This window comes from Enterococcus sp. DIV0183 (assembly GCF_050541505.1).
In the GTDB taxonomy this organism is placed as follows: domain Bacteria; phylum Bacillota; class Bacilli; order Lactobacillales; family Enterococcaceae; genus Enterococcus; species Enterococcus faecalis.
Window position 1 is genome coordinate 2,599,270 of the sequence record NZ_CP172932.1, and the last position, 15,929, is coordinate 2,615,198.

Consider the following 15,929-nt stretch of genomic DNA (forward strand, 5'->3'; position numbering starts at 1 on the left):
TTTTTAATGGGGGTCTTGAATGCGTTTAAACATTCGTTCCATATCTGAATTCGTAAAATGAATCAGTACCGGACGTCCATGCGGACAATTAAACGGATTTTCGCACAAGGCTAAATCTTTTAATAGCACGCGTGCTTGTTGCTCGTTGAGGTAATGATTGGCTTTGATGGATCGCTTACAACTCATCATAATGGCAGTTGCTTCACGGAATTTTTTCACGCTGACCGAGCCAGTTGTTAGCAACATGTCAATCATCTCGCGAACAATGCTTTCCTCTTCGCCTGCAGGATACCAAGTTGGGTGCGCCCGCACAATGAAACTATTTTGTCCAAAATCTTCCAAATGGATGCCGACTTCCGCAAGGGTTTCTTTCTGCTCTTTAATTTTCAAGGCATCGCTATTTGGATAATCAATAACGATTGGTACCAATAGTTCTTGTAAATCATCACTGACTTCGCCAATTTTTTCACGGAAGTACTCGTATTTAATTCGTTCTTGGGCAGCGTGTTGGTCGATAATAAACAGGCCATCTTTGCTTTGTGCGAATAAATAAGTTCCGTGCATTTGACCGAAGTATTCTAGCTCAGGAAAACGCTCTGTCGGTCGTTCTTCTTCCAACTTGTTCAGGGCTTGTTTCAGTTCTCTTTGACTCGCAGCGCTATTGGCATCGAATTCTGGGTGAAGTTTCATTTCTTCTTGGAAAACCTCGTCAGCAGCCTCTGATGAACGCAGAGAAGGTTCTGAATCAGGCACTTCAGTTATTTTCGTTTCTTCGGCTATTACCTGTTGCTCATTACTAGCTGTTTCCCAATGATTTGCGGAATCAGCAGCTGCCGAAGAGGTTTCGTAAGCTGACGTTTCTTCCGCTACACTCGTTGATTCTGGCACTGGCGGCGCAAATGGATCGTCCATTGGGTCCACTGCTCTTTCTGTCTGGTTGACAGATTCAGGGGCGCTTGAGGCTGGTGTTTTGTCTGTCGCATGTTCCGCATAGAAGCGGCCTGTTGCGGGATTATAGCTTAAGCTGCCCGGTCGTTGTTTTACCGCAGGTTGTTCAGTCGATAAAGGAATTTCCATTTGTTCGGCTTTAGGTTCTGGCGGTAGTTTCTTTTTAAAACGCAAATTGTCTGCCGCATTGGGAATCAACTGTTCTTGGCTCAACACTTCTTGAATCGCCTGTTCAATTAATGCCATTAAATCTTTTTCTTTACTTAAACGAACTTCTTGCTTAGTAGGATGGACATTGACATCGACTAACAGCGGATCCATTTCAATTTCTAACACAGCAATTGGAAAACGCCCCACCATTAGTTTCGAACCATAGCCGGCTACAATTGCTTTATTTAACGCGAAATTTTTAATATAACGACCATTGATAATCGTTGATAAATAGTTGCGGCTGGCCCGTGTGACTTCTGGCAATGAAACATACCCTGTCAAAGTAAAATCAAGGTCTTTTCCTTCAATTTTCAACATTTTCTTTGCGGTACTAATGCCATAAATCCCGGCAATCGTTTGTTTTAAATCACCATTGCCTGTTGTACTCATCATTTTGTGGCCGTCATGAACTAAGCGAAAAGCGACTTTAGGGTGGCTTAACGCCAGACGATTGACAATGTCACCGATATTGGCCAATTCCGTTTGGATCGTTTTGACGTATTTCAAACGAGCGGGCGTATTATAAAATAAATTAGAAACGGTCATTTTTGTGCCTTTACGGAGGGCTGCTGGTCGGTTTTCTTCGACCTTTCCCCCTTTTAGAATCACATAGCTGCCTTCTTCTTCCTCAGCTGTGGCAGTTTCGACAATCATTTCAGAAACTGAGGCAATACTTGGTAAGGCTTCGCCTCGGAACCCCAAGCTGCGAATTCGAAACAAATCATCTCTTGTATGAATTTTGCTTGTGGCATGGCGTTTGAAGGCATTCAGTACATCTTCTTTGGCAATTCCTTCACCATTATCAATAATTTGAATGGTGTTCAAGCCAGCTTCTTCAATAAAAATATCAATTTGAGTGCTTCCTGCATCCAGTGCATTTTCCACCAATTCTTTGACGACAGAAGCGGGACGTTCAACAACTTCACCAGCAGCAATCTGGTTGGCTAGTTGTTCGGATAGTTCTTGAATTTTCCCCATTTCACGACCTCCTAACCGGTTCGGTTCCTAATTAGATACGTTTTTGCAATTGATGAAGCATGTTTAACGCATCTAGTGGTGTCATTTCTAATAAATTCATTTTCTTCAATGTGTCAATGACACTTAATTCTTCTGTTGAAACTTCTTTAAATAATGAAAGTTGCTCGGTTTCTTCATGGACTTCTGAAACTTCTTCATGATGAACTGAACTTGGAATCGTTGTTTCTTCCGCTTCTAAAGCGGATAAAATGGTGGCTGCTCGTTCTAAAAGCGGGCTTGGTAAACCAGCGATTTTAGCAACATGTATCCCATAGCTCTTATCAGCAGGTCCTTCCATCATTTTATGAAGAAAGACCACTTCGCCATCTTTTTCGACAGCGCCCACGTGAATATTCTTCAAGCCTTTTAAGGTTTCATCTAGAACAGTTAGTTCATGATAATGTGTAGAAAATAGCGTTTTGGCTTGTACTTCACGATGGATATATTCAATGATGGCTTGCGCTAGCGCCATTCCATCATAGGTTGCCGTGCCGCGTCCTAATTCATCAAATAAAATTAGGCTGTTAGGCGTGGCGTGCCGCAGTGCTTGGTTGGCTTCCATCATTTCTACCATAAAGGTACTTTGCCCTGCAATTAGATCATCAGAGGCCCCAATCCGTGTAAAAATTTGATCGAAAATTGGCATTTCAGCACTTTCCGCTGGTACAAAACAGCCAATTTGCGCCATGACCACCGTCAAAGCCAATTGACGCATGTAGGTACTTTTCCCTGACATGTTTGGTCCAGTAATCAAGAGAATATCTGTTTCTGGGTTCATGCGGATACTGTTTGGAATGTATTCTTGATGCCCTAAAACTTTTTCCACGACTGGGTGTCGTCCTTCGACAATCGCCAAATTTTTCGTGTTACTTCTTAACGTTGGTCGAACGTATTGATACCGTTCACTAATTGTTGCAAAAGATTGTAAAACATCAACCGCACTAATGGTTTTAGCCAGTGTTTGCAATCGATCAATATTCGTTTTCACTTGTTCTCTCACGGCCAAGAACAATTGATATTCTAGTTCAACTGATTTTTCTTCGGCTTCTAAGATTAAACGTTCTAGTTCTTTTAGTTCGGGCGTAATAAAGCGCTCCGCATTAGCTAATGTTTGCTTACGCTCGTATTTTCCTTCTTCTAAATTCGCTAAATTTGACTTAGTGATTTCAATGAAATAACCAAAGACCCGATTGTAGCCAATCTTCAAGTTTTTAATCCCTGTTTCTTGGCGTTCTTTCGCTTCTAACTCCGCTAACCATTGCTTACCATTGCGCATGGCATCACGGTATTCATCTAATTGGTCGTTATAGCCGTCTTTAATAACATTTCCTTCAGTAATTTGTAAAGGGGCTTCTTCATTAATCGCCGTCGCAATCAATGCCACTAAATCTTCAACAGGGTTTAAGTCGACTAACAAATCATCCCATTCCCCTTGATTGATCCCGACAATTAACTGTCGAATCGTTGGTACTTGTTCTAAAGAGGTCCGTAATTGAATTAAATCACGCCCATTCACACTGCCGAATGCCACGCGTCCTGCTAACCGCTCTAAATCATAAACGTTCGTCAATGCTGCTTGCAAATCTAAGCGTTCAAAATAGGCATTTAATAAGGATTGCACCATTTCTTGACGCGTCTTAATTTGACGTTCCTGAATCAGCGGACGATCCAACCATTGTTTTAATAAACGGCCGCCCATAGCTGTTTTCGTTTCATCTAATAGCCACAATAGAGTCCCTTTTTTCTGTCCTGTTCGAATCGACTGACTCAATTCTAAATTGAATTTAGAATAATGATCCATTTTCAAGAAATGATCTGGCTGATATTCCACAGCTTTCTGAATATGGGACAAGCTCCGCTTTTGGGTAACGGATAAATAAGATAATAATTTGCCTGTAATTTCAATTTCTAATGGATTAATCAGTTCATTGGTTAAAAAACTAAACTCGGCATTTTCTTCCACCGTTTCTTGTGTCGAAAAGATGATATTTAAACGTAAACTTAAGTTCTCTTTTAACGATTCAGGGATCCCTGAACCTAGGACCATTTCTTTTGTTTGCAACGCAGAAGCTTCGTTCAAAACGCCCTCTTCATCAGCCAAGACTGCTGTTTTTAATTCGCCTGTACTCAAATCTACATAGGCAAAACCGAACTGATTACCATCTGTTAGCACAGCGGTTAAGTAATTATTGTCTTTGGCTTCCAAGCCTTTACTATTCATCACCGTCCCTGGCGTTACCAACTGGACCACTTCTCGTTTGACCATGCCCTTGGTAGTCTTTGGATCTTCCACTTGCTCACAAATCGCTACTTTATAGCCTTGCTCAATCAACGTATCAATATAGCCTTGCGCGGCATGATAAGGAACGCCACACATAGGAATCGGATCATCCGCATTGCGGTTACGACTGGTTAACGTCAATTCTAAGATTTGCGCCGCATTGATAGCATCTTCATAAAATAATTCATAAAAATCACCTAAGCGATAAAATAAAAACGCATCCTTGTATTGGGCCTTAATGGATAAATATTGTTCCATCATGGGTGTATTTTTTGTCTTTTGTGGCATTTAATTCCCTTCCTTCTCTAGCTCTTCGTTCACGCGGTATTGAATGAGCGCCGTGACATGTTGGACTAAGTCATTGGCTTCGATCAGTTGTTCGCGGTAGGCTACAACGAGTGGGTGCTCATCAAACTCTTTTGTTTTCGCATCAGCTCGTTGAATGGCTTCTTTTTCAGCAGTTGGTTTGCCATAGTGAGCAAATTGAACCGCATCTTTTTGCGCAGCTTTAATTTCTTCCACTAATTCTGTCAGCTTTTTGTTTTTCTTTACCTTTTCTTCAATCGCTTGGTAGCGCTGAATGACTTCATCTTGTCCAATTAAATGTAACAATTTTTCTAATTCTTTATTACTTTGTGCATCTAAATTCAACGGCTCCATTTTTTTCACCTTCATCTTTCACCGGCACTTTTTCTATAAGAGCAGAAAAAGTTAACCTCTTAATGATCCGAGATTAACTTTTCTTCTATTATTCTTGAAACGGGCGATCTTCGCTAATCTGAATCGGCTCAATCATCTTCGCTTGGCCCGTTTGGTCATCAATCTCTAAAATACAGGCAGATAAAATTGTCCGCCCTGTTTCGACTACCTCAAAGCGCTTCGGCAATGCTGTCATAAACTTCTCAATAATCGGTTCACGCTTCATTCCTAGAATCCCATCATAAGGTCCGGTCATACCGACATCACTTAAGAAGGCTGTCCCTTTCGGTAAAATCCGAGCGTCATTTGTTTGAACATGCGTATGTGTTCCAACAACGGCTGAAACTTGGCCATCTAAAAACCAGCTCATGGCTTGTTTTTCACTTGTCGTTTCGCCATGAAAATCCACAAAAATGAGCGGTGTCCGTTTGCGAGCGATAGCCACTAGCTCGGCGGCTTTCTTGAAAGGATCTTCCAATGGCACCATAAATGTGCGGGCCTGTAAATTAATCACCGCTAGTTCCAATTGATTGACTTTCACAAAAACCATTCCTTGACCAGGCACATCTTCTGGAAAGTTCGCTGGACGAACCATTTTCTTCGCATCATCAATGAATTCAAAGATATCCTTGTTGTCCCACGTATGGTTACCCATCGTAACAACATCGACACCATCTTGCAAAAATTTCTTATAAATCTTGCCAGTAATTCCCCGACCAGATGCCGCATTTTCACCATTGGCAATGGTCACTTGTGGACGATATTTTTTCTTTAATTTAGGGACATACGTTGCTAGGGCTTCTCTTCCTAAAGAACCGACAACATCTCCTATAAATAATATACGCAAAAAGGTTCCTCTTCTCTTTTTAACATCTCTTGTTTATTATAGTTGTTTTCGCTTTGAAAAGAAAGTTTTGGTTTTAAAAGATTAAAAAAAGTGTCTCAACGAACAATCCTTGCAATTGTTCGTTGAGACACTACACGCGATACTTATTCGCTTTTTATTTTATTTCGCATAGTCAACGGCACGTGTTTCACGGATAACCGTTACTTTGATATGTCCTGGATAATCCAAGTCATCTTCAATTTTCTTCCGGATGTCTCGAACTAAACGAACAGATTCTAAATCAGAAATTTCTTCTGGTTTCACCATGACACGAACTTCACGTCCTGCTTGAACAGCAAAACTTGAATCAACGCCTTCAAAACTATTAGAAATATTTTCTAAGTTTTCTAAGCGGCGAATGTAGTTTTCTAACGATTCACTACGTGCACCTGGACGGGCTGCAGATAACGCATCTGCGGCTGCCACTAAAACAGAAATAACTGAGGTTGCTTCCACATCACCATGATGCGAGGCAATGGCATTAATAACTACTGAATTTTCTTTATATTTCGCAGCTAATTCTGCGCCAATCTCAACGTGAGAACCTTCAATTTCATGATCCAATGCTTTCCCAATATCATGTAGTAAACCTGCACGTTTGGCTAATTGAACATCTTCGCCTAATTCGGCGGCTAAAACGCCAGCCAGTTTTGCTACTTCGATTGAGTGGTTCAAGACATTTTGACCATAACTTGTTCTGAAACGTAAACGGCCTAAAATTTTAATTAAATCAGGATGTAACGTATGAGCACCTACTTCAAAGGCTGCTTGTTCTCCGTATTCACGAATCCGTTCATCCATTTCTTTACGTGATTTTTCTACCATTTCTTCGATACGAGCGGGATGAATCCGACCATCTTGGATTAATTTTTCCAAGGTCATTCGAGCGATTTCTCGTCTGATTGGATCAAATCCGGATAACACAACCGCTTCTGGCGTATCATCAATGATTAAGTCAATCCCTGTTAATGTTTCCAATGTACGAATATTACGTCCTTCACGACCAATAATGCGACCTTTCATCTCATCATTTGGTAAAGTGACCACGGAAACAGTTGTTTCAGAAACAGAATCGGCGGCGCAACGTTGAATTGCTAGGGAAAGCAAGTTCTTCGCTTTGCGATCAGATTCTTCTTTGGCACGTTGTTCTGACTCCTTGACCATCAAGGTTAGTTCATGATTCAACTCTTCTTCTGTTGACTTCATAATAATCGATTTTGCTTCTTCTTTTGAAAGGGAAGCAATTCGTTCTAATTCTTGATGTTGCTGATTAATTAAGTTTTCTACTTCTTTTTCTCGCTCATCAATTAATTGCTGTCTAGCACCAAGTTTCTCTTCTTTTTCTTCCAGTGAGCCTTCACGTTTTTCAAGAGAGTCATCTTTACGATCCAACGTTTGTTCCCGTTGAATTAAACGATTTTCTTGAGATTTAAGTTCTAATCTGCTTTCTTTCAACTCACTTTCAATTTCTGAACGATACTTCTGGTTCTCTTCCTTAGCTTCTAGCAATGCTTCTTTTTTCAGTGTTTCTGATTCTTTCCGAGCGTTCTCGAGAATACTCGACGCTGAAATTTTTGCACCATTTATTGCTTTATCATGACGTGACTTTGCAATAACAAATCCTAAACCAAGACCGACAATCAAACCGACGATAGCGAGGAGAATATTTAAAACCATATTTCCACCTCCATACTATCTTTTTGTTAATTCATATCTTGTAGTTTTTTGATAAACTAAAATCAATTATCAATATGCCTACTTGCATATTTGTGCATACACACAATTTTATTCTAATGTTTGTCGCGAAAGGTGTCAACTTAAAAAAGCCCTTTCTTTTGGAAAGGGCAGCAAATATTAGACAACGTCACATTTTTAGGTTTCCGCCGTCACGAATTGTTTAAATTTTAGAACAAACGCCGCATAGTCTGCTGTTTGACTAAGCTGCTTGATGTGGATGGGTTCGGACATGATTTCAATAAATTTTTCAAAAAAGTCATCAAAGATTGGTGCGTCTTCTTGACGAATTGCTACTAAAGCCACCAATTTCACCTCATAATTGGCCCACCGAATAGGCTCTTGTAAGGTCATGATTGAAATACCACTTTTCTCGGCTGTTCGATCAATAGCATGGGGGACAGCGATACCTGATGGAAAGCTTGTTGGAGAAAGCTGTTCTCGTTTTTTCACACTTTTTTTAAAATCACTCGAACAATATTTTTGTATACTCATTCGTTGAATCATTTGATCAAGTAACATTTCAGGGGTTAAATCTGCTGGATCAATCTGGCTAAAATATAACTCCTTAGCAATGAACTGATCTGTTCTAATTTCCATCTGCCGCTTTCGCTTTTGTCCTTTTAAAAGATACATTCGATTTTCAATTTTCCGCAGTTCTTTTGTTGTAATAAAGGAATGAATAAAGATTGCTCCTTCATATTTTGTGGCTAACCTACGATTAGTAGTGACTAGCAAATCAAATTTTTTCTGATCAATATTGGTCTGACGAACGACTTGTATATTTATTTGATTTCCAAAATGTTCTTGAAGTTTTTTCTGAAGCACTTCACGCATATTATGATAGTCCTCCACCACCAGTAAAAGGAGAAATGGTTGCTGTTCTGTTCGCTGACTTTCCAAAAATGAGCCAAGATGTAAAGCGATAAAAGAAATCTCATCTTCTGTAAACCAAATATTTAAACGTTCTTGAATAAAGGAAGAAATGTAAACAGAAATGTCATAAATCAAAGGATAGCCTGTCTTTAAGTCCCATAAACGACTATTTCTTGTAAAAGCTTCAACATTTGAACGATCGTATAGTCCCTGTAAATGAATTGCTAATTTATTGAAAAACTCTTTGTTTTTCAATTGAATAAAATAGATTTGCTCAACCTTTTGTAAAACTTCTTCTAACACTTCAATAATTTTCGGATTCACAATCTGTTGTAATTGTGTTTTTTCACTATTCACTGTGTGTTCTTTTTGAATTCCTACAAATAATAATGAAAGTTGCGCTAACTCTTCTTTCGAGAATAGAATGTCGTAAGTTTCTTCTAAACGTAGGGCAATTTCTTTGGCCATTTGATATTCTTCTGAGTGATTTTCTGCTAATTTTGGTTTCGTTAACAAGGTGTGGCCTTGTCGGATACGCTCAATGCTAATCGCATAATGTAAAACAATATTGTTCAAGACATACTGGTTTAACCTTCTTTCATAATTAAAAAAAGTTTGTTGAATCATTTCCTCTAACTCTTCTAACGAAATATAGCCAATCATTTCCCGTACACTACGGGTCAATTTTTCTTGAAAATCACTTTCTGCATATAATAATGAAACCATGTATTGCCGTTTAGCGCGTTCTGTTCCTGTTAACCAAATATTCGCTCCTTTAAAACAAATCGTTGTTTGTTGATTTGCTAACTCTTCTTTTAATTGTTGAAGGTCATTTTTGGCGGTTGATTCAGAAATGTATAAACAATCTGCTAAATCATACAGGTTCACTCCTTCAGAGGAATGTTTTAATAGTTCAAGAAAAATTCTAGCTTTTCGTTCCTTACTGGGCGTTTCCTGTAAAATCGAAATTTGATCATTTCTACGATAGCCCCGTTGACTAGACAAAATAGCTTCTGGGTAGGCTTCATTGATTTTTGCGACACGGTTGCGAATTGTTCTTGTTGTACAGCCACAAAATTCTGCTAACTCTTTGGCTGTCACCCAATGATGTTGCTGACTTTCTAAAAAAAGTATTATCTCTCTTTGCTTACTTTCCAACCTTCCCACATCCCTTTAAAAGAAAAGAAGAAGACGATTGCTTTTTATTAAAACAATAATCAACTTCTTCAATTAATCTAGATTTCTTCACCATTGGTTGCAATCACTTTTTGATACCAAGTAAAGCTATCTTTTTTCATACGTTTTCCTGTTCCCTTCCCTTCATTATCCAAATCAACATAAACAAACCCATATCGTTTTTCCATTTGCGCTGAAGAACAACTAATGATATCAATCGGTCCCCAAGCACAATAAGCAATCACATCTACGCCATCATACATGGCTTTTTTCATTTGTTGGATGTGTTCAGATAAATAAGAAATTCGATAATCATCATGGATTTGACCATCTGTCACTTTATCATACATACCAAACCCATTTTCCGCTATAATCATCGGTTTCCCATAACGATCCCAATATTGAGAAAGTGAGTTGTATAATCCCTGAGGGTCTACTGCCCAGCCCCAAGGATTGACTTTCAGTGTTGGATTTAGAGTGACAGATGCTGGATTCATTGAATTTTTTTCTGAATTAACCATCTGTGAATAATAATAAGAAATTGCTAAATAGTCCATCGTATTTTCTTTTAATATCTGTTGATCTTCAAGTGTAATATCTATCTCAATTCCGTGTTCTTCAAAATAGTTCAACGCATATTGCGGGTACTCACCACGAAATTGAACATCTGTATAAAAGTATTCCATTCGATTTCGCTTCATAGCTAAAATGACGTCATCTGGCTTACACGAAAAAGGATAGGCAGTACAGTCGGCAACCATTGTTCCCATTTGCATTTGGGGATTAATTTTTTTAGCGTACGCAACTAATTGTGCACTTGCGATAAACTGATGGTGAATCGCTTGAAAACTTGCTTCTTCATAATTATCCACTGTATCATAAGGAATTGCTGTTGAGTTAAACGGCTCAAATTGAATCAGATTAATTTGATTAATGACAATCCAATATTTTACTTTTTCTTTGTAACGTTCCAAAAGAACTTTGCCATATTTTACAAATAAATCAATAACTTTTCGATTGTTCCAACCACCATATTTCAATGAAATTTGAATTGGTGTCTCATAATGTAGAATAGTGATGATTGGTTCCATCCCTAATTCAATGATTTTGTCGATTAATCGATCATAATAAGCCAATCCCGCTTCGTTTGGTGTTTCTTCTTCCCCTGTTGGAAAAATCCGTGTCCAATCAATAGAAGTTCGGAATGTTTTGAAACCTAATTCTTTAAGCAATGCTAAATCTTCTGGATAAGTATGATAAAAATCAATCCCATGACGTTTAGGATAGTAGCCATCAGTATCTGCTAGATTCGCTTGAATGTCTGCTACAGACATGCCTTTTATTTGTTCTTGGCTGATTTCTGCATTTGTTTTATCTGGATAGTATTTGTGTACATCCGCTAAACTGATGCCTTTACCATCTACTTGAAACGCTCCTTCTGCTTGATTTGCGGCAATTGCGCCACCCCATAAAAAATCCTTTGGCATCTGATAATCTTTAAACATTATTTTTCCTCCTGACATAATTGTTGACTAAACTTTTTAAAAAGCTTCACTAAATGCTCACCAATTAAGATTTCACTTTGAGCCGTCATTAAGGTATCTTGTGCATGACAAAACAGCGTCGAGTAACGAATTTGTTCTCCTGAAGCTTCTAATTGTAACGTATCTGTCTGTATGCCATGTGCTAAAACGACTTCTTTTCGTGCCTCTATTAACTCCTTTTGTGCCTGCTCATACGAAGTCTCTTCTAATTTTTCTAACGCTTGAACTAGATGGTCTCTCGCATTTCCTGCATGAATTAAAATATTCATTGATAACTGATTTAACTGCTCATTTTCTTCCATAATAACCTCTCCTTTAACCTTAAATAATTACTTCTTTTTGCGCTTCTTTTTCTTGCTTAAGCAGTGATTGATCATATGCTTTGAAAAATGGCAAGAATACCAGCCATGTAATGACAAAAATAAGCACGCAAACAACAACCGCTCGAATATCTTGTGTCGCTAAATAAGAGGTAAATGGATATGGCATATACCATAATAAAAAGCTTTGCGTAGGAATATTGACGAATCCCCAATACATCGTAGCGTAGGCAATTGATGGAACAACGAGTGCATTAATCCACATAGGAATCATCAAGTATGGATTAAAGGCAATTGGCGCACCAAAAACTAGTGGCTCGTTGATATTAAAAATTGAAGGAATCAACACGGCTTTGCCAATTGCTTTTAGTTGTGCAGATTTGCTAAGTAAAACCATCATGACAGACAAGGACAATGTGGCACCAATCCCGCCCATCGATGAAAAAGCGTAACACGTTTCTTGTGTCGCAATATTCACTGCATGACCACCATTCGCTACAGCTTCCGCATTTGCAGCTAAACCAGCCATATAAACCGGATAGATTACAGGCATCATCACCCAACCAGAGATTCCAAATGTATAAAGAAAGACTGGAATAAACACGGATAAAACAAACCCCGGATATGATTGCACAATATTTGCTAATGGACTGAAAATTAGAATAACGATATCAAAAAAATCAATCTTAAATTGAATAGTGACCAACCAACCGACAAACAAGATAAAGGTAATTGGCAGCAGACTATTAAACCAACCAACCACAAAATCGGGAATTGGTGTATCTTCATCAAAAAAAGATTTTTTGGCAGCCAAATGCATCACAAGACTAACAAAAAGGCCTGTAATCATCGCTAAAAACATCCCTGTTGCACCAAACCTTGAAAGAATAAAGGTAATTTCGCCTTTCTCAGATAACGTTGGAAAGAGCAACATCATAAACAAAACAATGCTAGTAGCACCTGCTATTAATTTTTGTCCGCTATGACCTTTCTTCTCCATCAAATAATAAGGAATCATAAACGAAACGATTAACCCAAACATTCCAAAAGAAAAATTACTAATCATTGAAAAATCCGGCATGCTTGGAAAGAGATTTTTTAACAAAGAGACCACTGTAACTAACGAACCTACAAAAACCAATGGAAGAGCCGCCATAATTGCATCCTGTATAGCAGAAATCCAAGGATTTTTAACTACTTTATTCACTTTCGGCGCGAAAGAGTTCGTCATAAAATCCATAATTTTTTTCATTCACTCATTCCTCCATTGTCATTATTAGGTCTAAGGCTTTTTCTCCATCTAAGCTTCCATAAATAGCTTGTGGAATAACCATAGCCTTCACTTTTTTCTCAGCCATTTGCTCTTGAATATCATTTAACATATAAGCTAAATGTGGTCCAATTAACAAACAATCAATTTCATTTATACGTTCATCCAGTTGAGATTCACTTGTCGCTTTAACTGTCACTTCAATCTGTCTTTTTTTAGCAGCTTTTCTAATCGCTGCAGCCATGAATCCACTTGATGCACCCGAACCACAAATTAGTAAAATATTTTTCATTTTCTCCACCACTTTCTTTTTTGTGTCTTAATTATAGAAAAAACTTGTATCCGCTTACAAATAAATATTTTTCCTATCCTTAGGAAACAAAGAAAGACAACACCTGTCCTGTTCAGTAAGTGTTGTCTTTCTTCTTAACGAGTCGTATTCACTCGTTATTTATTCATCTAAGGGTAATTCTTCTTGACCTTCTGCTTCTTCTGTAATGGTTGAACCGTCACCGATGCCGTATGCATCACGGACCAATTTAGACACTTCTGCCATCATTTCAGGATGATCCGCCATGTATTGTTTGGCATTTTCACGGCCTTGGCCAATTCGTTCTTCTTTGTAGCCATACCAAGCACCACTTTTGCTGATAAGGTCTTTTTCCACAGCCATATCTAGTAATTCGCCTTCTTGGGAAATCCCTTGGCCATACATGATATCAACTTCTGCCACTTTAAATGGTGGCGCCACTTTGTTTTTAACGACTTTAATTTTTGTGCGGTTACCGACGATGTCTGTTCCTTGTTTTAACTGTTCTGCACGACGGACTTCTAGACGAACCGTTGCGTAGAATTTCAATGCACGTCCACCAGGAGTTGTTTCAGGATTTCCGAACATCACGCCAACTTTTTCACGAATTTGGTTAATGAAAATAGCAATTGTTTTTGTCTTATTAATTGAGCCTGATAATTTACGTAGTGCTTGAGACATTAGTCGAGCTTGTAAGCCGACATGGCTCGCTCCCATCTCACCATCAATCTCTGCACGAGGAACTAACGCAGCAACCGAGTCGATAACAACGATGTCAATCGCACCACTTGAAACTAAGGCATCGGCAATCTCTAAGCCTTGCTCGCCCGTATCTGGTTGAGATAAAAGTAATTCATCGATGTTAACGCCTAGTTTCTCCGCATATTGAGGATCCAATGCATGCTCAGCATCGATAAAAGCGGCTGTTCCACCATTTCGTTGCACTTCTGCAATTGCGTGTAAAGAAACAGTTGTTTTACCTGAACTCTCAGGACCATATACTTCAATAATTCGGCCACGTGGATACCCACCTACGCCCAATGCAACATCTAACGCTAAAGAACCACTAGGGATAGTTGAAATTTTTTGATCAGCTTTTTCGCCTAATTTCATAATAGAGCCTTTCCCAAAGTTCTTTTCAATTTTTTTCAGTGCGGCATCTAAAGCCACTTTACGATCATCTGCCAATGGATAATCCTCCTTTAATTTATATAAACTTATTTTTCATTTCCTGTTAGTAGGTCTATCATATCTCTTTTGTACCAAAAAAGCAAGAAAAAACCGAACAAACATTCGCATATTTATTTTTTATTAATGATTCGGCGCCGCAAAAGATCTAACCCTCGCATAACCGCACTCTGTCTAATATAATTTCGGTCACGGTTAAAATGGAAACATTCTGCAACGGTTGGTTGGCCTTCTTCCGCCAGCCCAATCCAAACAGTGCCTGTCGGTTGACCTTCGAGTGGGTCACCAGCGACCCCAGTAAATGATAAACCATAGTTAGATTTAGCTAACTGACGCGCTTTCTCTGCCATTTCTTTGGCACACGCTTCACTTACCGTGCCATGTTCTTCTAAAAGTTCATGAGAAATTCCTAAAAAGTTCTCTTTTGTTTCTTGCGAATACGTCACGAAGCCTCCCTTAAAAATCTTCGAAGCGCCCGCAATTTCCCCCAGTGTACTTTGGAATAGGCCAGCGGTGAGGCTCTCAGCAGCCGTGACGGTTTGTCCGTTTTGTAATAACAAATCCACTGTTACCTTGGCTAAACTATTGTCATCCCCATACCCATAAAAATAGTCTCCCACTTTAGCTAAAACCTTTTCTTCCGTCGCTGTTAATAATTCTTCGCCAGCTACTAAGTCTTTTGTTTTAACTGTTAAACGAAGTGTCACTTCATTAGGCTTAGCATAAGGCGCAATGGTTGGATTCGTTTGGTGCGCAATCAACGATTGAATCTCGGTCACCAGCTGGGATTCACCAATGCCATAAAAACGCAAGACTCTCGAAATCAATTGTTCTTCTTGTGGAAACGCATCAATCAATAAAGGTCGTGCCGCTTGTTGGAACATCGGAATTAATTCATTGGGCGGCCCTGGTAAGAGCAAATAGCTTGTTGTGCCTTCTGTTACGAAAGAACCAACCGCTAATCCTGTCGGGTTTTGAAGAACTTGTCCACCTTCAATGGCTAACACTTGTCGTAGATTATTTTCCGTCATTGGCCGCTTAGACTGTTGGAAAAACTGGTGCAAGCGGTTCAATCCTTCTTGATCTTCTACTAATGATTTATGGAGATGTTGTGCGACAACTTGCTTGGTTAAATCGTCTTCTGTAGGTCCTAGCCCTCCACAAAAGACAATTAAATCACTTCTTTGTTCTGCTTCTGTTAGTAGCGTTTCTAAGCGGCCGCCGTTATCGCCAACAACGGTCTGATAGTAAACATCGATGCCTAGCGCAGCTAACTCTTCTGATAAAAAGGTGGCGTTGGTATTCACTACTTGTCCCAGTAATAATTCTGTTCCGACTGCAATGATTTCTGCTTTCATTGATTTCCCCTTCTCTAATAACATACGTAGTTAAACTCACTTTCCATTTTAGCACAACAAAATTTTTACAAAAGAATTTGAGCTTCAGGAAATAATTTTTTTATCAGGAAAT

12 protein-coding genes are annotated in these 15,929 nt (G+C 39.0%); all 12 read right to left on the reverse strand.

What is annotated here, in order from left to right:
- Positions 1-3: 3 nt before the first annotated feature.
- Positions 4-2,136: a DNA mismatch repair endonuclease MutL gene (gene mutL / locus IGK72_RS12580; RefSeq protein WP_070416067.1), complete on the reverse strand. Its 2,133-nt coding sequence runs from the start codon at positions 2,134-2,136 to the stop codon at positions 4-6.
- Between the two features lie 31 nt (positions 2,137-2,167).
- Complete coding sequence (mutS, locus tag IGK72_RS12585; RefSeq protein ID WP_002359009.1) at positions 2,168-4,744, reverse strand: DNA mismatch repair protein MutS; 2,577 nt, start codon at positions 4,742-4,744, stop codon at positions 2,168-2,170.
- Entirely contained in the window at positions 4,745-5,131 is a 387-nt protein-coding gene (locus IGK72_RS12590) for a RicAFT regulatory complex protein RicA family protein (protein WP_002359008.1), read from the reverse strand.
- Between the two features lie 73 nt (positions 5,132-5,204).
- Entirely contained in the window at positions 5,205-6,002 is a 798-nt protein-coding gene (locus tag IGK72_RS12595) for a TIGR00282 family metallophosphoesterase (protein ID WP_002354864.1), read from the reverse strand.
- A 159-nt stretch (positions 6,003-6,161) separates the two neighbouring features.
- Positions 6,162-7,718, reverse strand: coding sequence for a ribonuclease Y (rny, locus tag IGK72_RS12600; protein WP_002354863.1), 1,557 nt, complete (start codon positions 7,716-7,718; stop codon positions 6,162-6,164).
- A gap of 195 nt (positions 7,719-7,913) precedes the next feature.
- The gene (locus IGK72_RS12605; RefSeq protein ID WP_002404789.1) at positions 7,914-9,818 is read right to left on the reverse strand and encodes a BglG family transcription antiterminator; all 1,905 of its coding nucleotides are present in this window, start codon (positions 9,816-9,818) and stop codon (positions 7,914-7,916) included.
- A 68-nt stretch (positions 9,819-9,886) separates the two neighbouring features.
- Positions 9,887-11,350 carry a glycoside hydrolase family 1 protein gene (locus tag IGK72_RS12610; protein ID WP_216095076.1) on the reverse strand — a complete coding sequence of 488 codons (1,464 nt, stop codon included), beginning with the start codon at positions 11,348-11,350 and terminating at the stop codon, positions 9,887-9,889.
- Positions 11,332-11,673, reverse strand: a complete 342-nt coding sequence (locus IGK72_RS12615; protein ID WP_002359005.1) for a PTS lactose/cellobiose transporter subunit IIA — start codon at positions 11,671-11,673, stop codon at positions 11,332-11,334. The genes IGK72_RS12610 and IGK72_RS12615 overlap by 19 nt, the downstream gene beginning before the upstream one ends.
- 19 nt (positions 11,674-11,692) lie before the next feature.
- The gene (locus IGK72_RS12620; RefSeq protein ID WP_016627527.1) at positions 11,693-12,943 is read right to left on the reverse strand and encodes a PTS sugar transporter subunit IIC; all 1,251 of its coding nucleotides are present in this window, start codon (positions 12,941-12,943) and stop codon (positions 11,693-11,695) included.
- Between the two features lie 4 nt (positions 12,944-12,947).
- Entirely contained in the window at positions 12,948-13,253 is a 306-nt protein-coding gene (locus IGK72_RS12625) for a hypothetical protein (RefSeq protein WP_010821936.1), read from the reverse strand.
- Between the two features lie 159 nt (positions 13,254-13,412).
- The gene (gene recA / locus IGK72_RS12630; RefSeq protein WP_002354860.1) at positions 13,413-14,459 is read right to left on the reverse strand and encodes a recombinase RecA; all 1,047 of its coding nucleotides are present in this window, start codon (positions 14,457-14,459) and stop codon (positions 13,413-13,415) included.
- A 113-nt stretch (positions 14,460-14,572) separates the two neighbouring features.
- On the reverse strand, positions 14,573-15,817 hold the full coding sequence (locus tag IGK72_RS12635) for a competence/damage-inducible protein A (protein WP_070416065.1): 1,245 nt from the start codon (positions 15,815-15,817) through the stop codon (positions 14,573-14,575).
- Between the last annotated feature and the right edge of the window lie 112 nt (positions 15,818-15,929).